Here is a 25,021-nt window from a genome sequence, read left to right as displayed (position 1 = left end):
CCGCCGGCTAGGCCGTCTACGGACGGCGACCGGCCCAGGCGGCGATGGCGCGGATCTCCTCATCGGTAAAGCCCTTGGCGATGCGGTCCATGACGGTGGCCGGGCGCGCACCGCCGCGGAACGCCAGCATGGCGGCGGCGATGTCTTCCGGCGGCACGGTGCGCAGCGGCGGCGGCGCGCCCGCCATGGGGGCGGGCGGGTGGCAGCCGGCACAGCCCTCCGCCCCCGGCGGCGGGGCGCCCTGCGCCGCCGCCGTGCCGGCCGCCGGCAAGGCGACCAACGTGGCGGCGAGCAGGGCCCAGGCCCTATACGCTCCGAAGGTCGGCATTCTTCAGCGGCAGTGTGCGGACGCGCTTGCCGGTCGCGGCGAAGATGGCGTTCAGCACGGCCGGCGCCGCCACGGCGATGGTGGGCTCGCCCACCCCGCCCCAGAAGCCGCCCGACGGCATGACGATGGTCTCCACCGCCGGCATGTCCGCCATGCGCACCACCGGGTAGCTGTCGAAGTTCTCCTGCTCCATGCGTCCGTTCTTCAGCGTGCATTCGCCGTACAGGCAGGCCGACAGCCCATAGGCGAAGGAGCCTTCCACCTGTGCCGCGATCTGCTGCGGGTTCACGGCGTGGCCGGGGTCGGTCGCCGCGACGATGCGGTGGATCTTCAGCTTGCCTTCGTTCACCGACACCTCGGCCACCGCCGCGACGTAGCTGCCGAAGCCCATGTGCTGGGCGATGCCGCGATGGACGCCGGCCGGTGCCGGGGTGCCCCAGCCGGCCTTCTCGGCCACCGCGTTCAACACCGCCAGATGCTTGGGGTGGTTCGCCATCATCTTGCGGCGGAACGCCAGCGGGTCTTGGCCGGCGGCGTGCGCCAGCTCGTCCAGGAAGCATTCCAGGTAGATGGCGTTCTGGTTGTGGTTCACCCCGCGCCAGAAGCCCGGCGGTACGGGCGGGTTGCGCATGGCGTGGTCGACCAGCAGGTTCGGCACGGTGTAGCCGAAGGTGCCGTCGCCGCTGGGCAGCAGGCCCTGGAAGGTGGCCATGTCCTTCCCGTTCTGCAGGTTCTGCGGGAAGATGCCGGCGAGGATGGACTGGCCGGAAATGCGCAGGTGCAGCCCGGTCAGGTTGCCGTTCGCGTCCAGCGCCCCGGTCAGCTTCGCCTGCGTCACCGGGTGGAAGCGGCCGTGCAGCATGTCCTCCTCCCGGCTCCAGATCAGCTTGACGGGCGTGCCGGGCATCTCCCTGGCGATGGCGACCGCCTGCCGGACCCAGTCGTGCACCGAGCCGCGCCGGCCGAAGCCGCCGCCCAGGTGGATCTTGTGCACCTCGCACTGCGCGGCCGGCAGGCCGGACGCCTCGGCCGTCGCGGCCAGCGCCGCTTCGCCGTTCTGCGTGGGCGTCCACACCTCGCACCGGTCGCCGGTGAACAGCGCGGTGGCGTTCATCGGTTCCATGGTGGCGTGGTTCTGGTGGGGGTAGCTGTACACCGCCTCCACCACCTTGGCCGCCCCCTTGATCGCCGCCGCCACGTCGCCGGCCTGGTTGCCGACGAAGGCCTCCCCGGCGTCCAGCCCGGCGCGCAGCGTCTCCGCCACCTCCGCGCTGGACAGTTTGGCGTTCGGCCCCTCGTCCCACTCGACCGGTAGGGCGTCCAGCGCCGTCCTGGCGCGCCACCACGTGTCGGCCACCACGGCGACGGCGCTGTCGCCGACCTGCACCACCTTCTTGACACCGGGCATGCGCGCGACCGCCGCGGCGTCGAAGCGCTTCACCGTGCCGCCGAACACCGGGCAGTCGCGGATGGCGGCGTTCAGCATGCCGGGCAGCGTGAAGTCCAGACCGTAGACCTGCTTGCCGGTCAGCTTCTCGGCGGTGTCCAGCCGCTTCAGCGGCTTGCCGGCGATGGTCCAGTCCTTGGGGTCCTTCAGCGGCACGTCGGCGGGCGGCGTCAGCTTCGCCGCCGCCTCGGCGACCTTGCCGTAGGTGGTGGTGCGCCCGGTGGGCACGTGGGTGATGACGCCTTTCTCCACCCGGCATTCGGACGCCGGCACCTTCCACCCGTCGGCGGCGGCCTGCACCAGCATGACGCGGGCCGTGGCGCCGCCCTTGCGGACGTAGTCGTGCGATTCGCGGATGCCCCGACTGCCGCCTGTGGAGAAGTTGCCCCACACCCGCTTGCGGGCAAGGTTCTGGCCCGGCGTGGGGTATTCCGTGGTGACGCGCGCCCAATCGCACTCCAGCTCCTCGGCGACCAGCTGGGCGAGGCCGGTCAGCGTGCCCTGGCCCATTTCGGACCGCGCGATGCGGATCACCACCGTCTCATTCGGCTTGATCACCACCCAGGCATTGACCTCCGGCACCGCTCCGGCGGCTTCGGCCGCAACGGCAAAGGGGATGTGGAAGCCGAAGGTGAAGGCGCCGGCTGCCGCAGCCGTGGCGGCCGTGGAGCCGGCGAGGAAGGCGCGGCGCGAGACCTGTGCGTTCATCGTTCCCTCCCCCGGTTCAGGTGCGGCCGGTCTCGCCGCCCTCGGCGGCGAGTTTCACGGCGGCGCGGACGCGGTTGTAGGTGCCGCAGCGGCAGATGTTGGTCACGCCCTGGTCGATGTCGGCGTCCGTCGGTTTCGGCGTCTGCTGCAGCAGCGCCACGGCGCTCATGATCATGCCGGCCTGACAGTATCCGCACTGCGGCACGTCCAGCGCCGCCCAGGCCTTCTGCACGGGGTGGGAGCCGTCGGGCGACAGCCCCTCGATGGTGACGATCTTCTGCGCCGCGTCGACGGCCGAGACGGGCAGTGTGCAGGCGCGCACCGCCGTGCCGTCGATGTGCACGGTGCACGACCCGCACTGGCCGACGCCGCAGCCGTACTTGGTGCCGGTCAGGCCGAGCTGTTCGCGGATGACCCACAACAGCGGGGTCTCCGGTTCCGCGTCCACCTCGCGCACGGTTCCGTTGATGGTGAGCCGGACCATCCTGTCTCCTCCCTTGCTTTGGGCATCTTCTCGGCGCGGCAAGCGGCGTGCCCGGCAACAAACTTGGTCTCGGCCGTGCCGGCGCCAAGCTTCACGAAAGTCGGGTGCTGCGGACCGTTCCCCTCGGTTCTCGCCCGCGGATGTCGCCAGAGTGTGTCGGACGGGCGGCTTTTCTGTATCGACCTGTCGCAAAGCGGCACGCCTGACATACTTTGGTACAAACGCGCGCTTGGGCGGCCCGGACGGCCGTGTCACAGTCGTCGGCGACCGGGCCGCGCAGCCCCGACGGTGCCCCATGCCCCTGACGACCGACGACACCTCCGCCCACGTCCTGCTGGTCGACGACCACCGCGACATCCGCGAGACGCTGGCCCGCTACCTCGACCGCCACGGCCTGCGCACCACGACGGCGGAGGATGCGGCCGCCGCCCGCCGCGTGCTGCGCACCGCTGCCCTCGACCTCGTCGTCCTCGACATCATGATGCCGGGGGAGGACGGGCTGAGCCTCTGCCGCCACCTGCGCGAGACCACCGACCTGCCCATCATCTTCCTGACGGCGCTGGGCGAACCGACCGAGCGGGTCATCGGGCTGGAGATGGGGGCCGACGACTATGTGACGAAGCCCTTCGAACCGCGCGAACTGCTGGCGCGGGTGAAGGCGGTGCTGCGCCGCAGCCGCAGCCTGCCGGTGGACTCCACCCGGCGGCGCGGCGACAGTGCCCGCGTGGCGTTCGACGGCTGGATGCTCGACCTCGGCCGGCGGGAGCTGATGGGGGCGGACGGCATCGCCGTCTCCCTCAGCACGTCGGAGTTCCTGCTGCTGGAGGCCTTCGTGCGCCATCCCGGCATCGTGCTGTCGCGCGACCAGCTGCTGGACCTCACCAAGGGGCGCAGCGCCGACGTCTTCGACCGCAGCATCGACAACCAGGTGAGCCGCCTGCGCCGCAAGGTGGAGGCCGACCCGCGCAACCCCACCCTGATCAAGACGGTGTGGGGCGGCGGATACTGCTTCACCGCCACGGTGAGGGACGAACCGTGAATTCGCCCCTGCGCCGCCTGGTGCCCCGCACGCTGTTCATGCAGATGGTGCTGCTGCTGGCGGCGGCCGTGATCGTGGCGAAGCTGGGCAGCTGGTACGCCTACATGGACGAGCGTGCCTTCGCCGTGCAGCAGATGCGCGTGGACGACACGGTGGCGCGCGTCGCCGCGACGGTCCGCGTGCTCTCCACCGCGCCTGCGGCGCTGCACACCGACATCCTGGAGGCGGCCAGCAGCCGCGAGTTCCGGTTCTGGCGCGACGCCAAGGACACCGTCGGCCACCGCCCGGTGACGTCCGAGGCGGCGGACGCGCGCGAACGGCTGCGCACGCTGGTGGGCGACGCGGCGCGCGACGTGCGCCTGAAGATCATGCGCCCCAACGGCGACACCGCCGACGCGCCAAACGGCACGGCGGAGATCCTGTTCAAGGTCTCGGTCCTGCTGCCCGACGGGCAGTGGCTGAACGCCGCCACCTTGCAGACCGCCAGCCCGCCGATGGTGACGCGCTCCGCCGTGTTCTCCACGCTGTCGGCGGTGGGCATGGTGGCGCTGGTGGCCTTTTTCATCTCGCGCCGCATCTCGCGCCCGCTGCGCTCCATCGCCGATGCGGCGGAGCGGCTGGGGCGCGGCGAGACGGTGGAGCTGGACGCGGCCAAGGGCCCCGACGAGGTGCGCCGCGCGGCGGCCGCCTTCAACGCCATGAGTGCCCGCCTGCACCGCTTCGTCTGCGACCGCACCCGCATGCTGGCCGCCGTCAGCCACGATTTGCGCACGCCCATCACCAACCTGCGCCTGCGCGTGGAGCTGCTTGAGGAGGGTGAGACCAAGTCCCGCATGCTGGACAACGTCGACGAGTTGCGCCAGACGGCCGAGGCGATGCTGGCCTTCGCCCGCGAGGAGGCGGGGGAGGAGGCGCGCCCCGCCGACCTCGCCTCCCTGGTGGAGAGCGTGTGCGACGACATGGCCGACCTGGGCTCGCCCGTGCGCTTCGACCGCGCGCCGAAGCTGCCGGTCGTCTGCCGCCCCGCCGCCATCCGGCGGGTGATCCGCAACCTCCTGGAGAACGCGGTGGCCTATGGTGCGGCGGCGCGGGTCGCGGTGGTACCCGCCGGGCACGAGGTGCGCGTGACGGTGGACGACGACGGGCCGGGCATGGACCCGGCCGAGCTGGAGCGCGTCTTCGAACCCTTCGTGCGGCTGGAGGCGTCGCGCAACCGCCGCACCGGCGGCGTCGGCCTCGGCCTGTCCATCGCCCGTTCCATCGCCCGCGGGCATGGCGGCGACATCGTGCTGGAGAACCGCCCGCAAGGCGGCCTGCGCGCGATCCTCAGCCTGCCCGCCATGCCACCCACGGCCGAACGCGCCGCTCGCCGCGCCGCGGCCCGCCACCGGGTGCCCTGGATCCGCTCCGCCGAGATGCCGGAGTAAGGGGCTTTTTTCCGCCTGTTTGTACCGAAATGTGTCAGGGGCCGGGGATCGTCACAGGGCGATACGCAATACCCGTCCGGCCGACACACTCTCGCGACATCCGCCCGGCAAAACTTGGGGCGTCGATCGACGTGCCCCGCCTCGGTCGACGCCCCGCCGGACGGCGGCGCTCCACCGCTTTCGCGCCGTCCGGCGGGCCTCCCCCAAAACCAGACTCTCAAGAACACGAGGAGACTTTTGCCATGACCTTTCGTCACATCGCCGCCGCCACCCTGACCGCCACCATGCTCCTGTCGGGCACCGCCTTCGCCGCGCAGACCGGCGCCGGCAGCTTCGAGGCGCAGCTGCGCGAAGCCAAGGCGGTCGCGTCCGGCGCCGGGCGCGAGGCGGCCAGCACCGCCGCGACGCACCTGAGCGTCGCCGAATCCCTGCACGCCCGCGGCGACGAGGCCGGGGCGCGCGACTACCTGCGTTTCGCCCGCGGCATGCTGGGCCTGTCGGCCGAGCCTCCGGCCATCTCCACCCAGGTCGGCGAAGCCGGCGGCCAGCGCAGCGTCACCAACTGACGCCGCCAGCCGGCGTTATTGGTGCGATGAGGCGGGAGCCCCGACGGGCTCCCGCCTTTTTCCGTTATGCGGCGCTGACCTCGGCCACGAAGCGGCGCACCTCTTCCTGCAGGCGGTCGGACTCCTTGGCCACGCTCTCGGCACCGGCGGTGACGTCGCGCATCCGCTCGCCGGTGGCCGCCACCGTCGTCGACAGCGACTGCACGCTGGCGGTGACCTGGCGGGAGTTGTCGGCGGCGGTGCGGGCGTTGGAGAAGATCTGGTGCGTCGCCGCCTCCTGCTGCTGCACGGCCGAGGCGACCTCGCCGTTCAGCGCGCTGAGGTTCTTGATCAGCGCGGCGATGCCCTCGATGGCGCCGATGGCGTTGCCGGTGGCCGCGCGGATGGCGCCGACCTGGTTCTGGATGTCCTCGGTCGCCTTGGCGGTCTGGTTGGCGAGGCTCTTCACCTCGCTCGCCACCACGGCGAAGCCCTTGCCCGCCTCGCCCGCGCGCGCCGCCTCGATGGTGGCATTCAGCGCCAGCAGGTTAGTCTGCCCGGCGATGGAGTTGATCAGTTCGACCACCGCGCCGATCTGCTCGGCCGCCGAGACGAGGCCGGAGACGATGCCGGTGGTGTTGGCCGTCTCGGTCACCGCGCGGGCGGCGGTCTGCGCCGCACTCTCCACCTGCCGGCTGATGGCGGCGATGGAGCTGCGCAGCTCCTCGCTGGCCTGCGCGGCGGAATCGACGCTGTGCGAGGCGCCCTGCGCGGCGCCGGCGGCCGACTGCGCCTGTTCGGTGGCGCTGGCGGCGTCGCCCAGCAGGGCGGCGGAGCGCTCGTGCAGCGAGCCGGCGGCGCGGCTCAGCGTCGCCACCACCTCGTCCATGGCGCGGGCGAACCGGGTGGCGCGGGCGGACAGGCGCTCGCGCTGCTGATCGCGCGAGGCGCGCTCCTGGTCCAGGTTCTGCGAGGTGGCGCGTGCCGCCGACAGGGTGGAGGCCAGCCCGGCCACCGTGCGCGCCATCTCGCCGATCTCGTCCGGCCGGTCGGCGTGCGCCACGGTAACGGCGAAATCGCCGCCGTCCATGCGCGCCAGAACGTCGCGGATGTCCAGCAGCGGCCGCGACAGGCTGCGCGCCACCCACACGCCGATGCCCAGGCTGAGCACCAGCACCAGCAGGGTGCCCAGCATCTCGCGCCCGGCCAGCGCGTAGAACTCGGCGTCCACGTCGTCGGTGTAGACGCCGGTGCCGATCATCCACTGCCAGGGCTGGTAGCCGGTGGCGTAGGCGATCTTGGGCGTCGGGTCGGCGGTGTCCGTGCGCTTGTGGTGGTAGGCGACGAAACCGCCGCCGGCCTTGGCCGCCTGGGTCAGCAGCACGTTGAACTCGACGCCGTTCGGGTCCTTCAGGTTCAGCAGGTTCTTGCCTTCCACCTGCGGCCGCAGGCCGTGCACGACGCTGACGCCGGCATAGTCGTAGACGAAGAAGTATTCGTTGTTGGCGTAGCGCATGCCGCGCACGACGGCGCGGGCGGCGTCCTGCGCCTGCTCGCGCGTCAGCTTGCCCTGCTTCTCCTGCTCGCCGTACAGCGCGACGACGGAGGCGGCGGCATCGACCATCTCCTTCACCTTGGCCTTGCGCTGCTCCACCAGGGTCTCGCGCATGCCCGTCAGGTGGATGGCGGCACCCGACACGGCACCCAGCAGCGCCACGCCGAACACCAGCATCAGCAGCCGCATTCCGATCTTGAGCTTCATGGCTCCTCACTCCTCGTCGTCTTCACGCGCGCGACAGGCGCAGTTCCGTCAGGTCGGATTCGGTTTCGCGAACGCATCGCCATCGCCAGTGGTCCGGCGGCAGGGCATCGCCGGCCCCGCTGGCGACGCGTTCGAACGCGACGATCTCGCAGTTCCCCAGTTCCACACCCGGCAGCCCGGCCAGCCGGTGCAGCAGCACCCGGCCCACCCCCTTGCTGCCGACCAGCAGCGGCCGGCGCGCGATCACGTCGGCCAGCCCGGCCACGCCGGCCAGCACGCGGGCGGCGAACGCCGCCTCGCTCTCGCCGCCGGGGGGCGTGCGCCCCATCGCGAACCACGCCCGGGTGTCCTCGATGGACAGGCCGTTCCACGCACCCAGCGTGCGCTCGCGCAGCCATTCGCGCTCCAGCAGCGGCACGCGCAACGCGTCGGCGAACAGGGCGCCGGTGACGGCGGTGCGCTGCAGCGGCCCGGCGATCACCAGCCCGCACGGCCGGCCGGATTCGCACAGGCGCGCCGCCGCGGCACGGGCGTCGGCAAGGCCGCGCCCGGTCAGCGGCACGTCGCGGTCGCCGCCGCAGCGCACGCCCAGCACGTTGTCCTGCGTCTGGCCGTGGCGGACGAAGAGGAAGCCTTCAGCTGTGCCGGCGGTCATGGCGGCCTCTCCCCGGTCAGCGGAACAGGATGCGTTCGGCGCCGGGCGTCCAGCCGATGGTGGTCTCCTTCGGCCAGCCGTCGCTGTCGTGCAGCCAGCGCCGCACCGTGGCGATGTGCAGCGGATCGCTGAGCGTCGGCGTGTGGCCGACGTGCGGGATGTGCACGGCGCCGAAGCGGGGCTTCGCCATCATCTGTTCGATGGTGGTGTCCAGCAGCGCGTCGGTCATCAGCCCGTGCACCAGCAGGACCGGGCATTCGATGCGGTTCCAGTCGTCCCACTGGTCGTGGTCGTGCGAGGCCTCGTCCCGGTAGGCCTGCAGCGCGCGGATGTCGTGGCGGTAGACGCGCCCGCCGTTTTCCTCCGACCAGCGGGTCTGGTGGAAGCTGTTGTGCAGCAGCACCGTGTCGTCCACCGGCCCGTCGTTCTTCTGCGCCGCGCCGGTGCGGTGGAACAGCATGGACGGCTGGCGGAAGACGTAGTGGCGGGCCACCGACTCGGCCCGGCGGCGGCGGCGCTCCACCGGGATGAAGGGGCCGATGTCGTTGAGGATCAGGCGTTCCACGGCGTGCGGCGCCTCCACCGCCACGCGCATCGCCACGCAGCCGCCGAGCGAGGAGCCCAGCAGCGTGACGCGGCTCAGCTTCTTGTGCCGGATCAGCGCCAGCACCTGGGCGACGTTGCCCTCGAAGGCGTAGTCGGACTGCTCCGCCAGCCAGCCGCTGCGGCCGCGGCCGGCCCAGTCCAGGCACAGCACGTGGTACTGGTTGGACAGCGCGCGGGCGATGTAGTCGAACCGCCGGGCCGAGTTGGCGATGCCGCCCAGGCACAGGATGGTCGGGTTCCGCGGGTCGCCCCACTCCGTGTAGGCGAGGCGGATGGTGTAGTCGTGGCGCAGGCGCTCCACCGTGCCGGTCTGGAGCGCCGCGGCGTGCGTGTAGGGGAAGTGGCGCAGGGCGTGCCCCTCGCCGATCAGCGGCTCGATGGCGCGCATGATCTTGTCGTAGTCCTTCCACCCCATCTCCTCGACCGAGGTGATGCGCATCGCGTCCAGCAGGGCGGCCAGGACGGACATGGGGGCCGCGCAGTGCTGGTTGGCGGCGGGATGGTCCGTGACGGACGGGATGAACCGTGCGGCCGCTCCGGGGATCGGCGTCGGTGCGGCCGGCTCGGCGAGCCACTGGTCAGGCATCGGCGTCATCGCTTCTGTTGTGGATCGGCTGCGGGAAATGAAGGCGGTGGGCATCATGGCGGTCATGGGGCACCCTCCCTTGCCGGTTCGGTGGCACCGGCGGGAACCGCCGGCGTGAGGACGAAGACGAGGCAGAACGCGGCGGCGCAGCCGAGGCCGATGGCGCCCAGCGCGCCCAGGGCCATCGGTGGGCCGAACCGGTCGGCCAGCGCGGCCGCCAGCAGCGGACCCAGAACCGCGCCGCCGCGTTCCAGCAGGCGATAGATGGCGAAGACGCCGGTGGTGCCGATGCGGGCGCATTCGGCCCGGCAGACGTCCGGCACCAGGGTGAGCTGCGTGGCGTTGTTGAGCGCGTGCGCCACGCCCAGAGCCGCGACGCCGGCCAGCACCGCCGCCGCACCCGGATCCAGCAGCACCGCCATCAGCCCGGCGCCGCCGGCCAAGCCGCCCAGCCCGGCGATCAGCGCGTGCCGCCCGGTGCGGTCGGCAAGGCGCGACACCCAGGGGCCGAGCACGACGATGCCGAGGCCATAGGCCATCATGGTGCGGCCGATCGCGGACGGCGTTTCGCCCAGCCCGTGCAGGGTGACCGGCACCAGATAGAAGAGCCCGCCGGTCAGCAGCAGCTTGGTCGGAACCGAGGAGAACAGCAGCAGCGCCCGGAAGCGCGGGTTGGCGAGCAGCCGGCGGTAGTCGCGCAGCGTCGCCGCCGGCTGTCCGGCGCGCTCCGGCGCCTCGGCCGGCAGCAATGCCGCGACCGCCGCCACCGCGGCGAGCGTGAGCAGCGCCGACACGGCGAAGGTGGCGCGGGGGCCGACGTGGTCGGCCAGGATGCCGCCGATCGGGGCACCGCACAGGCCGGCGGCGACGACCGCGGCGACGAACTGCGCCATGCCGCGCGCCCGTTCCTGGCGCCGGCTGTGGCAGGCGACGAAGCCCTGCGCGCCGATGAACATGATGGCGTAGCCGAAGGCGCAGGCGCCGCGCCACAGCAGCAGTTCGCCCAACGTCTGCGCGGCGGCGGTGCCGGCGAAGCCCGCCACCGCCGGCAGCGTGCCGAGCAGCAGCGTGCGCCGGGTGCCGAAGCGGTCGGCCCAGGCGCCGGCGAACGGGGTGAAGACGGCCGCCAGCAGCATGAAGAGCGCGATCGGCATCCCCATCACCAGCGCTTCCGACAGGCCGGGAACCGGCGTGTAGAGGCCGCGCACGTACAGCGGCAGGAAGGAGCGCGACAGCTCCTCCGCCAGCATGAAGAGGAAGAGCGCGAAACGGATGCCGGCCAGCCCGCCGATGTTGGGTTTCGGTTCGTTGGGTTTCGGTTCGTTGGGTTTTGGTTCGCCGGCTTGCGGTTCGGGCGCGGCGGTGAGGAGAAGCATCCCCTCGAAGACCGTCAGCAGCGACGCCAGCAGGACCACCGCGACGTCCCAGGCGAGGTCGCGCCCCGCCGCCGGCCCCAGGGCGGCGGCGAACACGGCGGCCGTCCCCAGCGAAAGCGCCGCCGCTGGGGCCGCCGCCAGCGCGGTGGCGCGCAGCGGCGTCCGGCAGGCGGCGCGGACCAGGGACGGTGCCCTCCACGCAAGCGCGCCGATGCCCGCCGCCGTCAGGAAGAACAGTCCGGCCACCCGGACGCGAACCGAGGCCAACGCCGCGCCAGAAGTCTCGTCTATCTTACTAAAAGTTGCGGCAAACTTTGCGTAATCGAGATAGGCAACCAGGGCGGCGCCGAACACCGCCAGAACTAAGATAAGCAAACAACGATTCGCTAACCAATGCGCAGGCATATATCGAATCCAGCGGCACGAGTCATAGGTAACTCGCGAGTTACGCTAGGGGATAACTACGAAGAATCCGTAAATTTCGTTCCCATGTATGCGTATTTTTTAAATGAAACACTGCATATCCACGTATGATGACAGGTTACATTCGCTTAATTGCGCCATATTGTATAAATTTTGTCGCATTTGGCGGGATTGTCTGCGACATCGCGTAATACGTGCGTATGCTGATGCGCTCCAGGCCTTACCGGCGCTTGCTAGAGGCGGTCACTCTTGACGAGCCCGCCCGGTCGGGGGACGGTGTCCGCCGATCCGAAAGCCCGCCGGATGGTCCCGATGAATGCGGTCGACGGTTTCAGCGTTCGAACCGGGCGGCCGAACCTTGCGGCCGGGCATGGGCGCCATAGCTTTTTCCGCGATGCCGGCGGCCTTGCGGTTGCCGGCCGGACGCCACCCAACGCGAACGGCATCCATGCCGTCCCGATCGCCTGACGGGCCGATCACCCCGCGACCCCATCGAAGAGGCGGCCCCCGCGGCCGAGAAGACATGCGTCGTCACCGCCGTGCGAAGATCGTTGCCACCGTCGGACCGGCCAGCGCGTCGCCCGACATGCTGAAGCGGCTGTTCCTGGCCGGCGTCGATACGTTCCGGCTGAACTTCAGCCATGGAACGCACGACGACCACGCCAGGGTGCACGCCGCCATCCGCGCGCTCGAAGCCGAGGTCGGCCGCCCGATCGGCATCCTCCAGGATCTGCAGGGACCCAAGATCCGCGTCGGCACGATCCGCGACGGCAAGATCGCCGTGACGGCCGGCGAGGTGATCCGCTTCGTGCCCTCGGGTGTGGAGGGCGACAGGAACGCCATCCCGCTGCCGCATCCGGAGATCTTCGCGGCGATCATGCCGGGGCACCATCTGCTGATCGACGACGGCCGCGTGCGCGTGGCCGTCACGCGGCTGGGCGACGATTTCATCGAGGCGGAGGTGATCTTCGGCGGGGCGATCTCGAACCGCAAGGGCGTCAACCTGCCCGGCACGGTGCTCGACCTGTCGCCGCTCACGCCCAAGGATCGCGCCGACCTCGCCTTCGGACTCGACCTCGGCGTCGACTGGGTTGCCCTGTCCTTCGTCCAGAAGCCCGCCGACCTGTTGGAGGCGCGCGGCCTGATCGGCGAGCGCGCCGGGCTGATGGCGAAGATCGAGAAGCCGTCGGCCCTCGACCGGATCGAGGACATCATCCGCCTGTCGGATGCGGTGATGGTGGCGCGCGGCGACCTGGGCGTGGAGATCCCGCACGAGGAGGTGCCGGGCCGCCAGAAGGAGCTGGTGCGCGCCTGCCGCTTGGCGGTGAAGCCGGTGATCGTGGCGACGCAGATGCTCGACTCCATGGTGGCGGCACCCACGCCCACGCGGGCGGAGGCGTCGGACGTGGCGACCGCGATCTACGACGGCGCCGACGCGGTCATGCTGTCGGCCGAATCCGCCAGCGGCTCCTTCCCCGTGGAGGCGGTGGAGATGATGGACCGCATCATCCGCTCGACCGAGCAGCACAAGCTCTACCGCTCGATCATCGACGCCTCCGACCCGGGTGAGGAGCAGACCGCCCCGCACGCCGTCGCCGCCGCGGCGGCCGATCTGGCGGAGGTCATCCGCTCCTCGGCGATCGTGGCGTTCACCTCCAGCGGGACGACGGCGGCGCGCATCGCGCGCAAGCGTCCGGCCGTGCCGATCCTGGCGATCACGCCGGATGGGGCCGTCTCCCGGCGCCTGTGCCTCCTGTGGGGTGCCCACAGCGTGCTGTCCGAGGACATCCACACCTACGAAGAGATGGTGGAGCGCGCGGTCGGCATCGCGCAGGCGGAAGGGTTCGCGCGTCCCGACGATTCGATGGTCGTCGTCGCCGGCATCCCGTTCGCGCAGCCGGGAACCACCAACAACCTGCGGGTGGTGAGCGTCAGCCGGTCCTGACGCGGGACCGCGCCGCCGGCACCGCCCTCCCCGCTCAGCCGCCGCGCAGCCACTCGGCCAGCTTCGTCCAGCGCCGGCGGCCCTGGCCGCCGCGCACGGCCATGGCGAGCGCGCGGCGCTGGCCGACCAGCACGACGAGGCGCTTGCCGCGGGTGACGGCGGTGTAGACGAGGTTTCGTTGCAGCATGGTGTAGTGCTGCGTCACGATGGGGATGACGACCACCGGGTATTCCGACCCCTGGCTCTTGTGGATGGTGGTTGCGTAGGCCAGCACGATCTCGTCCAGTTCGCCGTACTCGTAGGTCACCGGGCGGCCGTCGAAGTCGGCGGTCAGCGTGCCCTCCTCCGGGTCGATGGCGGTGACGATGCCGAGGTCGCCGTTGTAGACCTCCTTGTCGTAGTCGTTCTCGACCTGCATGACCTTGTCGCCGACGCCGAAGGTCCAGCCGAAGCGCTCGACGCGCACATCGCCCGGCGGGTTCAGCACCTTCTGCAATTCGACGTTCAGCGAGCGGGCACCCAGCCCGCCCCGGTTCATCGGGCACAGCACCTGGATGTCGCGCACCGGGTCGGCGCCGAAGCGGCGGGGGATGCGCTCGCGCACCATCTCGATCAGCTTGGCCACGCCCACCTCCGGCGTCGCCGCCTCGACGAAGTAGAAGTCACTGTCTTCGCCGGGCTTCGGCCATTCCGGCATCTGGCCGGCGTTGATGCGGTGGGCGTTGACGATGATGCGGCTGGTGGCCGCCTGCCGGAACACCTCGGTCAGGCGGACCACGGGCACGGCGCCGCTGGCGATCGCGTCGGCCAGCACCTGCCCCGGCCCGACCGACGGCAGCTGGTCCACGTCGCCCACCAGCAGCAGCGCCGCACGCGCGGGCACCGCGCGCACGAGTGCGTTCATCAGCGGCACGTCCACCATGCTGGTTTCGTCCACCACCAGCAGGTCGCAGTCCAGCGGGTTGCCCTCCTCGCGCTTGAAGCCGCCGTTCTTCGGGTCGGTCTCCAGCAGGCGGTGGATGGTGCGCGCCTCCATGCCCGTGCTCTCCGACAGGCGCTTGGCCGCGCGGCCGGTGGGGGCGGCCAGCAGGATGGAGACGCCCTTGGCGCATAGGATCTTCAGGATGCCGTTGACCAGCGTGGTCTTGCCCACGCCGGGGCCGCCGGTGATGACCAGCAGCTTGGACGCGACGGCCGTGCGCAGCGCCGCGCGCTGGCTGTCGGCCAGCGTGATGCCGGCCTTCTCCTCGAACCAGGGGATCGCCTTGTCGGCGTCGATGGCCGGCCAGGGGGCTGTGCCCGCCGCCAGCCGGCGCAGCCGGTCGGCGATGGCCTGCTCCGCCCGGTACAGGCCGGCCAGGAAGACGCAGGGCTCGCCGCCCAGCGTGTCGGCGACGACGGTGCCCTCCGCCAACTCCAGGCGCAGCGCTTCCTCGATGATCGGCGCCTCGATCTCCAGCAGCTTTTCCGCCAGCGGCACCAGCTCGGCCGTGGGCACGCCGCAGTGCCCCTCGTCGGTCGCCTCGGCCAGCGCGTAGGCGATGCCGGCGCGGGCGCGGATCATCGCGGTCTTCTCGATGCCCAGGCGCGCGGCGATGGCGTCGGCGGTCTTGAAGCCGATGCCGCGGATGTCGCGGGCCAGCCGGTAAGGATTCTCGGTGATCAGCTGGATGGCGTCGGGGCCGTAGGTCTTGAAGATGCGCACGGCGCGCGAGGTGCCCACGCCGTGGCTGTGCAGGAACACCATGATGGCGCGGATGATCTTCTGGTCGGCCCAGCCGGCGGTGATGCGCGCCGCGCGCTTGGCGCCGATGCCGGTCACCTCGCGCAGGCGGCCGGGCTCGCGCTCGATCACGTCGAAGACCGCCTCGCCGAAGGCCTTGACCAGCTTCTTCGCGTACACCGGCCCGATCCCCTTGATGAGGCCGGAGCCCAGGTACTTCTCGATCCCTTCCGTGGTGGTCGGCGGGGTGGCGCGCAGGAAGTCGGCCTTGAACTGCAGGCCGTGCGTGCGGTCGTTGATCCAGGCGCCCATGGCCTGGACGAACTCCCCGGCGGAGATCGACGCCGCGTGCCCGACGACGGTGACCAGGTCGCGCTGGCCGCGCACCTTGACGCGCAGCACGCAGAACCCCGTCTCCGCGCTGTGGAAGGTGACCCGCTCGACAAGGCCGGAGAGCGGCTCGCGGGCCTGAGATGACTGTGCATAAGGGTTCATGCTCCGGAAGATGGTGCCGCATGAATTTCTTTTCATCCGGCGGCAACGGCGCTGTCAGGGGCGCGCCGGTAAGCATCGGGGCATGGGGATCCGTTCCCCCCGAGAGATGCCTGCGATGCTTGCAAGGAGACACCCTGTCATGACCACGGCCCCTCACTCCGACCGCACGGCCCCCAAGCGCCGGCTGCGCAACGCCGTCGCCGCCGTGCTGCTGGGCACGACCGTGCTGGCGGGGACGGCGGCGGTCGCCGTCCCGCCCCCGGCCACCGCCGCCGCGGCGCCAGCCGAAACCCGCGCCATGCCCGACAGCCTGGCGCCACTGGCCGAGCGGGTCTCGCCCGCGGTCGTCACCATCTCCGTCACGCAAGGCGGGCCGGTGCGCGCCGACGCCGCACCGCAGCGCCGGCTGCCCTTCCCGCCCGGTTCCCCGTTCGAGGAGTTCTTCCGCCGCTTCGGCCTGCCGGACGGCGCTCCCGGCGGCCAGGACGCGCCGGACCAAGAGCCGCGCGGCGGCGGCATGTCCGTCGGTTCCGGCTTCATCATCGACGGCGCCGGCTACGTCGTGACGAACAACCACGTGGTCGACGGAGGCAAGGCGATCACCGTCACGCTGAACGACGGGACGGAACTGCCGGCCACCCTGGTCGGGCGCGACGCCAAGACCGATCTGGCGCTGCTGAAGGTGTCGTCCGACAAGGAGTTGCCGCACCTGGACTTCGGCGACAGCGACAAGGCGCGCGTCGGCGACTGGGTGGTGGCGATCGGCAACCCGTTCGGGCTGGGCGGCACGGTGACCACCGGCGTCGTCTCGGCGCGCGGGCGCAACATCGGCGCCGGCCCCTACGACGACTTCATCCAGACCGACGCCGCCATCAACCGCGGCAACTCCGGCGGCCCGATGTTCAACCTGAACGGCGAGGTGATCGGCATCAACACGGCCATCTTCTCGCCGTCCGGCGGTTCGGTGGGCATCGGCTTCGCCATCCCCTCCAACCTCGCCCGCCAAGTGGTGGCCGAGTTGAAGGAGCGCGGCCACGTGGAGCGCGGATGGCTGGGCGTGCGCATCCAGCCGCTGACGCCGGAGTTGGCCGAGGGGCTGGGCCTGCCCAAGCCGCAGGGTGCCTTGGTGGCCGAGGTGACGGCGGGCAGCCCGGCGGCCAAGGCCGGCCTGAAACAGGGCGACGTGGTGGTCCGCTTCGACGGTAAGCCGGTGGACGGCGTGCGCGACCTGACCCGCCTCGTGGCCGGCACGGCGGCCGGCTCCGACGCCAGGATCGACGTGGTGCGCGGGGGTAAGGAGACGACGCTCACCACCCGCATCGAGAAGCTGGCCGAGGAACCGCAGATGGCGTCCGCCGGTCCGGACGCCGACCAGCCGTCGCACCCGGCGCTGAGCGGCCTGAAGCTCGCCGCGCTGGACGCGGAGACGCGGGCGCAATTGGGTCTGGATCGCGGCGCCAGGGGCGTGGTGGTGGTCGGCGTGTCGCCGAAGGCCGGTGCCGTGCCGGTGCAGCCCGGCGACCTGATCGAGGCGGTGGGCGGCGAGCCGGTCGCCTCCCCCGCCGAGCTGGCCCGCAAGGTGACCGAGGCCGGCAAGGCGGGCAAGAAGGCAGTGCTGCTGCTGGTCAACCGCCAGGGCAACGAGAGCTTCGTGGCGCTGAAGCTCGCCATGTCGTGAGCGGCATCGTGAACAGCACGGGGCGGCCGCGGGGCCGCCCCCAACTTGGCCGCCCCACTTGGCCGCCCCCACTTGGCCCCGGCCCGTCGGGAGGGTAGCATGGAATGCATGAAGGTCCTGGTCATCGAAGACGATCGGACGGCCGCCGCCTACCTCGCCAAGGGGCTGAAGGAGGCCGGGCACGTGGTGGACGTCGCCAACGACGGGCGCGAGGGGCTGTTCCTCGCCGGGTCGGAGCATTACGACGTCATGATCGTCGACCGTATGCTGCCCGGCCGCGACGGGCTGTCGCTGGTGGAACTGCTGCGGGCCGCCGGCAACGACACGCCGGTGCTGTTCCTCTCGGCACTCGGCAGCGTCGAGGACCGGGTGAAGGGCCTGCGCTCGGGCGGCGACGACTACCTCACCAAGCCCTACGCCTTCTCCGAGCTGCTGGCCCGCATCGAGGTGCTGGCCCGGCGGCGCAGCGCGGCGCAGCCGCAGACAAAGCTGACCGTCGGCGACCTGGAGATGGACCTGCTGGCGCGCAGCGTGAAGCGCGCGGGCCGGGAGATCGACTTGCTGCCGCGTGAGTTCGCGCTGCTCGAATACCTCATGCGCAACGCCGGCAGCGTGGTGACCCGCACGATGATGCTGGAGAACGTGTGGGACTATCACTTCGACCCGCAAACCAACGTGATCGACGTGCACATCGCCCGCCTGCGCCAGAAGATCGACAAGGATTTCCCCACGCCGCTGATCCACACGGTGCGGGGTGCCGGCTATTCCCTGCGCGCGGCGGGCTGAGGGGCGCCGTGCTGCGGCTGCTGCGCACCACCACGTTCCGCGTGGCGCTCTTGTACCTGTGCCTGTTCCTGGGCTCGGTCGGGGTGATCCTGGGCGTCGTCTACCGCTCCACCGCCGGGTTCGTGGAAAGCCAGCTGCACGAGGCGATCGGCGAGGACATCGGGGCGTTGCGCGAGCAGTTCGACCGGCGCGGGCTGCCCGGCCTGATCGACGCGGTGCGCGTGCGCAGCGCCGCCCCGCACACCAACTCCATCTACCTCGTCATGGCGCCGGGCGGGGTGGCGCTGGCCGGCAACCTGTCGGGCTGGCCGGGCGGGGCGCCGGACGAGCAGGGCTGGCTGCACTTCACAGTGGCCGACACCGGCGGCCCCAGCGGCGGCCCGGCCACCGCGCGCGCCGTCAGCTTCGCGCTGCCGGGCGGCCTGCGCCTGCTGGTCGGCCGCGACATGAGCGAGCTGGACTCGGTGCGCCGGCAGATCGTGTCGTCGCTGGGGTGGATCTTCGCGGTGACGGCGGCGCTGGGCGTCGCCGGCGGCGTGCTGCTGAGCCGCAGCGTGCTGCACCGGATCGAGGCGATCAACCGCACCACGCGGCGCATCATCGACGGCGACCTGTCGGGCCGGGTGGCGCGGTCCGGCAACGGGGACGAGATCGACCGGCTGGCCGGGAACCTGAACGCCATGCTCGACCGGATCGAGGGGCTGATGGCCGGCCTGCGGCAGGTCACCGAGAACATCGCGCACGACCTGCGCACGCCGCTGACCCGCCTGCGCACGCGCATCGAACTGACGCTGCTGCGCGAGGACGAGGAGCCGGAGGCCTACCGCGCGGCGCTGCAGGACGCGCTGGCGGAGGCCGACCGGCTGCTGTCCATCTTCACGGCGCTGCTCTCCATCGCCCAGGTGGAGTCCCGGGCGCAGCGCGAGGACTTCCGCCCCGTCGACCTGGCCGAGGTGGCGGAGACGGCGGCCGACCTCTACGAACCCCTGGCCGAGGAAAAGGGGCTGGCCTTCACGACGGAAATCCGGGAGCGGCCGGTGGTCCAGGGCAACGCGCAGCTGCTGGCGCAGGCCGTCGCCAACCTGCTGGACAACGCGGTCAAGTACACGCCGCCGGGCGGGCGGGTGGTGCTGACGGTGGACCGGAACCGCGTCACCGTAGCCGACAGCGGCCCCGGCATTCCGCCGGACCAGCGGGACGCGGTGCTGCGCCGCTTCGTGCGCCTGGACGACGCCCGCGCCACGCCGGGCAACGGCCTGGGCCTGAGCCTTGTGGACGCGGTGGCCCGCCTGCACCGGGCGCACCTGGAACTGGACGACAACCGGCCGGGGCTGAGGGCGAGCCTCGTGCTGCCGGAGGCGTAGGAAACGTTTACGGCGGGATGCCGATGGCCGGGCCGACATGGCGGATCAGGTCGGCCAGCGGCGGGCGCAGCGTGCGGAACGCCTGGAGGAAATCGCTGCAACGGTAGGCAGGTGCCGCCTCCCGGATCCGGTGGGCGTAGGCGCGCGCCTCGTCGGTGCGCTCCGCCAGCGCGTCGGCGAAGGCGGCGACGGCGTGGATGTGGACGTGGGCGTTCGGCCGGCGCGCCGCCCGCTCGCCCCACACCGCGGCCTCGGCGTAGTCGCGCAGGTTCATGAGGGCGAGTGCGCGCGAGCCCAGCATGCCGAACAACAGGGGATCGAAGGGGCTCAACCGCTGCGCCAGATCGGCGGCGTCCAGCGCGGCCCGCGCATCGCCGCCCTGTGACTGGACGAAAGCGATCGTGTAGTGGCCGAGCGCGAAGTTCGGGTTGAGGTCGACCGCGAGGCCCAGTTCCTCGACCGCGTCGTCCTGCCGTTCCAGGAGCCACAGCGCGCGCCCCAGCACCCAGTGCGCCATCGGGTCGCGCTCGTCCAGCGCCACGCTCTGCTCGGCGAAGCGGTAGGCGTGGCCGGCCTCGCGGCGCCGATCGGCCGTGCGGTGCAGGAAGGCGTCTTGGAAATGGGTGAACGACAGGCCGGCGTGCGCCCGCCCGCACATCGGGTCGAGGTGCAGCGCCCGCTGGAAGAAGCCGCGCGCCGTCTCGTTGTCGTCGCGCGTGAAGCGGAACATGTGCCACAGGCCACGGTGATAGGCGCCCCACGCGTCCAGCGAGGCGGGCGGCCGGGTCAGGGCGCGCCGAACCTCCGCCGACTCGACCTCCGCCTCCAGCGCCGCGGCGATGTGCGTGGCAAGGTCTTCCTGGATCGCGAACACATCGTCCAGGCGGCGTTCGAACACCTCGCTCCACACCGCGTTCGCGGTCTCGGCCTCCACCAGTTCCACCGTCAGCCGCAGCCGCCCGGCGTGGGTGCGGAGCGTGCCGGCAACGAGGTAGCGCACGCCCAGCGCCCGGCCGACGGTGCGCGGGTCGACATGGGGTCCCCGGAAGCGGAAGGAAGAGCCGCCGGCGATGACGAACAGCGGGCGCAGCCGCGCCAGCCGCGCCAGCACGTCGTGGGCGAGGCCGTCCCCGAAAACAACGTCGGCAAAGCCGCCGCCCTCCGCCGGCCCGTCCAGCGTGGCGAAGGGCAGAACGGCCAGCGACGGCCGGTCGGGCACGCCCCGCCGTTCGAGTTCGCAGGAGCCCGTGACCGTCCGGGTGGCCACGGCCGCCGCGGCCGTTGCGGCCGGCGGGCGGTCGCGGATGCTGCGCAGCAGCTCGACCGTTTCCTCCTCCGGCTCGGCATCCAGGCAACGGCGCACCGCCTCGGCGCATATCTGGTACTGCCGCACGGCGTCCGACCGCCGCCCGGTCTGCGCGTGCGCCCGCATCAGGCTGCGGTGCGCCTCCTCGCACGCCGGGTCGAGGGCCAGCCAGCGTTCGGCCGTGGAGGCAACGTCATCCCAGTCGCCCTGCACCTCATGCAGCGCCGTCAGGCGCGCGAAGACGCCGGCCGTCAGCCGGGCGACGCGGGCGCGCTCCCCGGCCAGCCACGCGTCGTAGGCTTCCGTGCCGGCCTCCCCTTCCGGCAGCAAGGCGCCCGTGCAGAGATCGGCGGCGGCGTGCAGGGATTCGGGGGAGCCCTCGCCGGCCAGACGGTCGAGCGCCAGCGCGTCCACCCTGTCGGCCGGCAGGGCCAGGACGAGCGCGTCGCCCTCGGTAAGGATCAGGTCGCCGCCGGCCTGCACGCCCAGGCGGCGCAACTCCATCAGGCACTGGCGCAGGCTGTGCCGCGCCCGTGCCTCGTCGCGCTCCTCCCACAGCAGGCCGGCCAGCCGCTCGCGGGACAGGGGCTTGGGGGCGATCAGCGCCACATGGGCGAGCAGCGCCTGCGCCTTCCGGCCCGGCGCGGGGAGCGTCCGCCCGCCCGCGCCGGTCAGCGCGAAGCCCCCCAGCAGCCGAAGCGTCGGTCCGTCCATCGCACACGGGGCAAGGCCATCGACCATGGCGACGACGATAGCAGGCCGGGATCCGGATGTCAGAGGCGCTTCGGCTGCGTGGGGTTACCCCTGAAGCACGGGTGCGCGACGGACGCACAGGTATTCCGCCTCGGCGAAGGCGGCGACCACCAGCGCCTGCGCGACGACGAACAGTTGCCCCAGGCCCGTCGGCGCGATCCAGCCGGTCAGCGGCAGCGCGACGCTCTCCACCGCCCACAGCGCGTTGGTGGCGATCACCGCCCACAGCGCCAGCCGGGGGATGGCCGGGCGGGTAGCAAGGAACAGCAACGCCGCCGCGAACGGCAGCAGGGCGACCCCGGCCCCGGCCAGCAGGGCGGACGGCAGGCCCAGCGGACCGGCCAGCGTCCCGGCGCCGAACAGCATGAGAAGGCCGGCGGCGGCGCTCGACACGGCATCGGCCAGCAGGACGCGGCGCAGCAGCGGCGTGGGGTGCACGGTCGTCATGGGGAAACTCCTTCCTCGAAGCGCGCAGCCGCCGGGTGCGGCTGCCTGTGGGACCGAGGATGGCGGCGGCGGGGAGGGGAAGCGATTACCTGTGGCGTAATGGAGCGGCGTGCGGCGCTGGGCTATCCTTACCTGCATGATGACGATCAGCGACGCCCCTTCCGTCGGCGACCTGCTGCGCACGTGGCGCCAGCGCCGCCGGCTCAGCCAGCTCGACCTCGCCTGCGAGGCGAACATCTCGACGCGGCACCTGAGCTTTCTGGAGACCGGCCGCTCGCGGCCGAGCCGGGAGATGATCCTGCATCTGGCCGAACGGCTGGAGTTGCCGCTGCGCGAGCGCAACATGATGCTGGTGGCGGCCGGCTTCGCCCCGGTCTTCCCGGAACGGCCGCTGTCGGACCCGGCGCTGGGCGCGGCGCGCCGTGCGGTCGACCTCGTGCTCGCCGGGCACGCCCCTTACCCGGCGCTGGCGGTGGACCGGCACTGGAACCTGATCGCCGCCAACGAGACGACGCAGCGCCTGATGGCCGGGGCGGCGCCCGCCCTGCTCCAGCCGCCGGTCAACGTGCTGCGCCTCAGCCTGCATCCGGACGGGCTGGCGCCGCGCATCGCCAACCTGCCGGAGTGGCGCGCGCACTTGCTCACCCGGCTCGCCCGGCAGGTGGAGATCACCGCCGATCCGGTGCTGGCGGCCCTGATGGAGGAGCTGAAGGGGTATCCCGTGCCCGCCTCCGCCCGGCCGCACACGGATTACGGCGGCGTCGTGGTGCCGTTCCGGCTGATGACCGACGGTGGGATGCTGTCCTTCTTCAGCACGACCACGGTGTTCGGCACGCCGGTGGACGTCACCCTGTCGGAACTGGCGCTGGAATCCTTCTTCCCCGCCGACCCGGAAACGGCGGAGGCGCTGCGGGCGATGGCTACGGCTCGTTAACGCTCCCGTGCCACAGTGCGTGATACACACCGTCGGATCACGCCGATGCCACGCAGCGCCCACCTTACATGTGCCCACCCATGAACGACGTGCTGCCGAGGCTTTTCGACCGCGCGGAACTCGGACGGCGCCTGGTGGAGGCGGCCGGCGACGCCATCCTCGTCATCGGCCCCGGAGGCACCATACTGGACTGCAACCCGGCGGCATTGGAGATGTTCGGCCGCGAGCGGGAGGCCATTGTCGGCTGGCGGGTGGCCGACCTGTCGCCCGAACGCCAGCCGGACGGGCGGCTGTCATCGGAAGCGGCACTCGCCATCGGCGCCGAGGTGCAGGCCGGGCGGCAGCAGCGCGTCGAATGGACCTACATGCGGACGGACGGGATCCCGGTGGAGGCGGAGGTGACGCTGTCCCCCGTCGTGGTGGGGGAACAGGGCTTCCGCATCGTCATCGCCCGCGACATCTCGCTGCGCAAGTCGATGGAGCGGCGGATGCTCCTGTCGGAGCAGAAGTTCGCCAAGCTCTTCGCCATCAGTCCCGACCCGATGATCGTGTCGGAGATCGAGACCGGGCGCATCCTGGACGTCAACCTCAGCTTCGTCGACACGTTCGGCTACGCCCGCGAGGAGATCCTGGGCCGCAGCACGGTGGAGATCGGACTGTGGAACGATCCGGCACAGCGGCTGGCCACCGTCGCGGTCATGCGCCAGCGGGGGCAGCTGCGCAACCACGAGGTGGACTTCCGCACCAAGGACGGCCGGGTGGTCAGCATCCTCGGCTCCTCGGCCGAGGTGGTGGTCGACGGGCGGTCCTGCTGGCTGGTGCAGTTCAAGGACATCACCGAGCGCAACGCGCATCTGGCGACGGTGGAGTTCCTGGCGCACCACGACTCCCTGACCGGCCTGCCGAACCGCAAGCGCCTGCACGAGACGGTGGCGCGTCTGATCGCCGACGCCGACCGGACGGGCAGCCACGTGGCCCTGATGCTGCTGGACCTCAACCGCTTCAAGGAGGTCAACGACACGCTGGGCCACCACGTGGGCGACGAGTTGCTGCGCATGGTGTCGGCACGGCTGACCCAGGCGGCGGCCGGCCATGGCGGAATGGTGGCGAGGCTGGGCGGCGACGAGTTCGCCGTCGTGCTCGACAGCGCCGGAGCGGAGGAGGCCAAGGCGTGGGCGGTGGAGTTCCTGGCGTCCCTGCGCAAGCCCTTCTCGCTGGAGGGGATGCGCATCGAGGTGGGGGCCAGCATCGGCATCGCCGTGCACCCGCAGGACGGCCGCGATTCCTCCACCCTGCTGCGCTGCGCCGATGTGGCCATGTACGTCGCCAAGCGCCGGCAGAGCGGCTATTCCCACTATGCGGCGCACGCCGACACGCACAGCGCCTCGCGCCTCGCCCTGATGGCGGACCTGGGCGACGCCATGCGGCAGGGGCAGCTGCGCCTGCATTACCAGCCGATCCTGCGCATGGGTGAGGGGGCCGTGAGCGGGATGGAGGCGCTGGTGCGCTGGCAGCACCCGCTGTACGGGCTCGTCCCGCCCGCGGAGTTCGTGCCGATGGCGGAGATGAGCGACCTGATCCACGACCTGACCGCCTGGGTGCTCGACACCGCCGTGGCGCAGGCCAAGGCCTGGCGGACGGCGGGGCACGCGTGGCGCATGTCGGTCAACCTGTCGGCGCGCAACCTGGTGGATGAATCGCTGCCCGAGCAGGTGCGGAGCACGCTGGCGCGACACGGCCTGGACCCGCAGTGCCTGGAGCTGGAGATCACCGAGACGGCGATGATGGCCGACCCGGACCGGGCGATGGCGGTGCTGACGGACATCGCCGGCTTCGGCGTGGAGATCGCCATCGACGACTTCGGGACCGGCTATTCCTCCTTCGCCACGCTGCGCCACCTGCCGCAGGTCGCGTCGCTGAAAATCGACCAGTCCTTCGTGCGCCGCATGCTGTGCGACAACGCCGACGCGATCGTCGTACAGACCATGGTGTCGCTCGCCCGGCAACTGGGCGTGCGGGCGGTGGCGGAGGGTGTGGAAACGGAAGACCTCCTGGCGGCGCTGCACCGGTGCGGGTGCACCGAGGCGCAGGGCTACGCCATCGCCCGCCCGATGGAGGCGGCGGCGGTCGCAGACTGGTGCTGCAACCGGCCGGTGGCGTAGGACGGCCCCCTCCCCGTCGCGGCCGATCGGGAGAGGGAGGGG

At 71.7% G+C, this 25,021-nt stretch carries 20 protein-coding genes; 10 read left to right on the top strand and 10 right to left on the bottom strand.

All coding sequences use genetic code 11. The features are described from left to right. Nucleotides 1–16: 16 nt before the first annotated feature. From VED21_RS24260 to VED21_RS24250, 3 genes are read right to left on the bottom strand one after another with little or no spacing between them, the layout of a single operon-like run. Nucleotides 17–328 carry a sulfide dehydrogenase gene (locus VED21_RS24260; RefSeq protein ID WP_324886862.1) on the bottom strand — a complete coding sequence of 104 codons (312 nt, stop codon included), beginning with the start codon at nt 326–328 and terminating at the stop codon, nt 17–19. Beyond that, entirely contained in the window at nt 306–2,483 is a 2,178-nt protein-coding gene (locus VED21_RS24255; protein WP_324886860.1) for a xanthine dehydrogenase family protein molybdopterin-binding subunit, read from the bottom strand. The genes VED21_RS24260 and VED21_RS24255 overlap by 23 nt, the downstream gene beginning before the upstream one ends. 16 nt (nt 2,484–2,499) lie before the next feature. After that, nucleotides 2,500–2,967, bottom strand: a complete 468-nt coding sequence (locus VED21_RS24250) for a (2Fe-2S)-binding protein (protein WP_324886859.1) — start codon at nt 2,965–2,967, stop codon at nt 2,500–2,502. Nucleotides 2,968–3,262: 295 nt separating this feature from the next. Here VED21_RS24250 and VED21_RS24245 point away from each other — a divergent pair, with 295 nt between their 5' ends. The 3 genes from VED21_RS24245 (at nt 3,263) to VED21_RS24235 (ending at nt 5,999) form a co-directional block, all read left to right on the top strand. Further along, nucleotides 3,263–4,006 (top strand): response regulator, encoded by a 744-nt coding sequence (locus VED21_RS24245; RefSeq protein ID WP_324886858.1) that lies wholly within the window; start codon nt 3,263–3,265, stop codon nt 4,004–4,006. Further along, nucleotides 4,003–5,433 carry a HAMP domain-containing sensor histidine kinase gene (locus tag VED21_RS24240; RefSeq protein ID WP_324886857.1) on the top strand — a complete coding sequence of 477 codons (1,431 nt, stop codon included), beginning with the start codon at nt 4,003–4,005 and terminating at the stop codon, nt 5,431–5,433. The genes VED21_RS24245 and VED21_RS24240 overlap by 4 nt, the downstream gene beginning before the upstream one ends. 242 nt (nt 5,434–5,675) lie before the next feature. Continuing rightward, a complete protein-coding gene (locus VED21_RS24235; RefSeq protein WP_324886856.1) occupies nt 5,676–5,999 on the top strand; it encodes a hypothetical protein in 324 nt (107 codons plus the stop codon). 64 nt (nt 6,000–6,063) lie between these two features. On the opposite strand, the gene VED21_RS24230 is transcribed toward VED21_RS24235, so the two are convergent. Genes VED21_RS24230 through VED21_RS24215 form a run of 4 tightly spaced genes read right to left on the bottom strand, consistent with a single transcriptional unit; the run spans nt 6,064 to nt 11,209 of the window. Next, nucleotides 6,064–7,740, bottom strand: a complete 1,677-nt coding sequence (locus tag VED21_RS24230) for a methyl-accepting chemotaxis protein (protein ID WP_324886855.1) — start codon at nt 7,738–7,740, stop codon at nt 6,064–6,066. A 22-nt stretch (nt 7,741–7,762) separates the two neighbouring features. Next, complete coding sequence (locus tag VED21_RS24225) at nt 7,763–8,395, bottom strand: histidine phosphatase family protein (protein ID WP_324886854.1); 633 nt, start codon at nt 8,393–8,395, stop codon at nt 7,763–7,765. 16 nt (nt 8,396–8,411) lie between these two features. Beyond that, the gene (locus tag VED21_RS24220) at nt 8,412–9,653 is read right to left on the bottom strand and encodes an alpha/beta hydrolase (protein WP_324886853.1); all 1,242 of its coding nucleotides are present in this window, start codon (nt 9,651–9,653) and stop codon (nt 8,412–8,414) included. Further along, complete coding sequence (locus tag VED21_RS24215) at nt 9,650–11,209, bottom strand: MFS transporter (RefSeq protein WP_324886852.1); 1,560 nt, start codon at nt 11,207–11,209, stop codon at nt 9,650–9,652. The genes VED21_RS24220 and VED21_RS24215 overlap by 4 nt, the downstream gene beginning before the upstream one ends. A 489-nt stretch (nt 11,210–11,698) precedes the next feature. Here VED21_RS24215 and VED21_RS24210 point away from each other — a divergent pair, with 489 nt between their 5' ends. Together VED21_RS24210 and pyk are read left to right on the top strand one after the other, a co-directional pair. Beyond that, on the top strand, nt 11,699–11,854 hold the full coding sequence (locus VED21_RS24210; protein WP_324886851.1) for a hypothetical protein: 156 nt from the start codon (nt 11,699–11,701) through the stop codon (nt 11,852–11,854). A 55-nt stretch (nt 11,855–11,909) separates the two neighbouring features. After that, nucleotides 11,910–13,331, top strand: coding sequence for a pyruvate kinase (gene pyk, locus VED21_RS24205; RefSeq protein WP_324886850.1), 1,422 nt, complete (start codon nt 11,910–11,912; stop codon nt 13,329–13,331). Between the two features lie 34 nt (nt 13,332–13,365). Here the strand turns inward: pyk and VED21_RS24200 are convergent, their stop codons facing one another. Beyond that, nucleotides 13,366–15,549, bottom strand: coding sequence for an ATP-dependent RecD-like DNA helicase (locus VED21_RS24200; RefSeq protein ID WP_324886849.1), 2,184 nt, complete (start codon nt 15,547–15,549; stop codon nt 13,366–13,368). A gap of 139 nt (nt 15,550–15,688) precedes the next feature. On the opposite strand from VED21_RS24200, the gene VED21_RS24195 reads away from it, so the two are divergent. The 3 genes from VED21_RS24195 (at nt 15,689) to VED21_RS24185 (ending at nt 19,377) form a co-directional block, all read left to right on the top strand. Beyond that, entirely contained in the window at nt 15,689–17,227 is a 1,539-nt protein-coding gene (locus VED21_RS24195; RefSeq protein WP_324886848.1) for a DegQ family serine endoprotease, read from the top strand. 108 nt (nt 17,228–17,335) lie between these two features. After that, the gene (locus VED21_RS24190; RefSeq protein ID WP_324887043.1) at nt 17,336–18,013 is read left to right on the top strand and encodes a winged helix-turn-helix domain-containing protein; all 678 of its coding nucleotides are present in this window, start codon (nt 17,336–17,338) and stop codon (nt 18,011–18,013) included. Nucleotides 18,014–18,021: 8 nt separating this feature from the next. Further along, nucleotides 18,022–19,377, top strand: a complete 1,356-nt coding sequence (locus VED21_RS24185) for a HAMP domain-containing sensor histidine kinase (RefSeq protein ID WP_324886847.1) — start codon at nt 18,022–18,024, stop codon at nt 19,375–19,377. Between the two features lie 7 nt (nt 19,378–19,384). Here VED21_RS24185 and VED21_RS24180 read toward each other — a convergent pair whose 3' ends face one another. Both VED21_RS24180 and VED21_RS24175 read right to left on the bottom strand, forming a co-directional pair. Then, nucleotides 19,385–21,397: a BTAD domain-containing putative transcriptional regulator gene (locus VED21_RS24180; protein ID WP_324886846.1), complete on the bottom strand. Its 2,013-nt coding sequence runs from the start codon at nt 21,395–21,397 to the stop codon at nt 19,385–19,387. Nucleotides 21,398–21,481: 84 nt separating this feature from the next. Then, nucleotides 21,482–21,883: a hypothetical protein gene (locus VED21_RS24175; protein WP_324886845.1), complete on the bottom strand. Its 402-nt coding sequence runs from the start codon at nt 21,881–21,883 to the stop codon at nt 21,482–21,484. 136 nt (nt 21,884–22,019) lie between these two features. On the opposite strand from VED21_RS24175, the gene VED21_RS24170 reads away from it, so the two are divergent. Both VED21_RS24170 and VED21_RS24165 read left to right on the top strand, forming a co-directional pair. Beyond that, entirely contained in the window at nt 22,020–22,817 is a 798-nt protein-coding gene (locus VED21_RS24170; protein WP_324886844.1) for a helix-turn-helix transcriptional regulator, read from the top strand. 80 nt (nt 22,818–22,897) lie between these two features. Continuing rightward, a complete protein-coding gene (locus VED21_RS24165; RefSeq protein WP_324886843.1) occupies nt 22,898–24,979 on the top strand; it encodes a putative bifunctional diguanylate cyclase/phosphodiesterase in 2,082 nt (693 codons plus the stop codon). Nucleotides 24,980–25,021: the final 42 nt, after the last annotated feature.

This window comes from Azospirillum sp. (assembly GCF_035627195.1).
Lineage (GTDB): Bacteria > Pseudomonadota > Alphaproteobacteria > Azospirillales > Azospirillaceae > Azospirillum.
This window is presented reverse-complemented; position numbering and strand designations above follow the sequence as displayed.

Bases quoted from the DNA above. Each gene is read 5' to 3' on its own strand.
- VED21_RS24200 (WP_324886849.1), bottom strand. From the start codon at position 15,549: ATGAACCCTTATGCACAGTCATCTCAGGCCCGCGAGCCGCTCTCCGGC.
- VED21_RS24210 (WP_324886851.1), top strand. From the start codon at position 11,699: ATGAATGCGGTCGACGGTTTCAGCGTTCGAACCGGGCGGCCGAACCTT.
- VED21_RS24180 (WP_324886846.1), bottom strand. From the start codon at position 21,397: ATGGACGGACCGACGCTTCGGCTGCTGGGGGGCTTCGCGCTGACCGGC.
- VED21_RS24225 (WP_324886854.1), bottom strand. From the start codon at position 8,395: ATGACCGCCGGCACAGCTGAAGGCTTCCTCTTCGTCCGCCACGGCCAG.
- VED21_RS24230 (WP_324886855.1), bottom strand. From the start codon at position 7,740: ATGAAGCTCAAGATCGGAATGCGGCTGCTGATGCTGGTGTTCGGCGTG.
- VED21_RS24170 (WP_324886844.1), top strand. From the start codon at position 22,020: ATGATGACGATCAGCGACGCCCCTTCCGTCGGCGACCTGCTGCGCACG.
- pyk (WP_324886850.1), top strand. From the start codon at position 11,910: ATGCGTCGTCACCGCCGTGCGAAGATCGTTGCCACCGTCGGACCGGCC.
- VED21_RS24165 (WP_324886843.1), top strand. From the start codon at position 22,898: ATGAACGACGTGCTGCCGAGGCTTTTCGACCGCGCGGAACTCGGACGG.
- VED21_RS24235 (WP_324886856.1), top strand. From the start codon at position 5,676: ATGACCTTTCGTCACATCGCCGCCGCCACCCTGACCGCCACCATGCTC.
- VED21_RS24190 (WP_324887043.1), top strand. From the start codon at position 17,336: ATGAAGGTCCTGGTCATCGAAGACGATCGGACGGCCGCCGCCTACCTC.
- VED21_RS24255 (WP_324886860.1), bottom strand. From the start codon at position 2,483: ATGAACGCACAGGTCTCGCGCCGCGCCTTCCTCGCCGGCTCCACGGCC.
- VED21_RS24175 (WP_324886845.1), bottom strand. From the start codon at position 21,883: ATGACGACCGTGCACCCCACGCCGCTGCTGCGCCGCGTCCTGCTGGCC.
- VED21_RS24245 (WP_324886858.1), top strand. From the start codon at position 3,263: ATGCCCCTGACGACCGACGACACCTCCGCCCACGTCCTGCTGGTCGAC.
- VED21_RS24195 (WP_324886848.1), top strand. From the start codon at position 15,689: ATGACCACGGCCCCTCACTCCGACCGCACGGCCCCCAAGCGCCGGCTG.
- VED21_RS24220 (WP_324886853.1), bottom strand. From the start codon at position 9,653: ATGACCGCCATGATGCCCACCGCCTTCATTTCCCGCAGCCGATCCACA.
- VED21_RS24260 (WP_324886862.1), bottom strand. From the start codon at position 328: ATGCCGACCTTCGGAGCGTATAGGGCCTGGGCCCTGCTCGCCGCCACG.
- VED21_RS24250 (WP_324886859.1), bottom strand. From the start codon at position 2,967: ATGGTCCGGCTCACCATCAACGGAACCGTGCGCGAGGTGGACGCGGAA.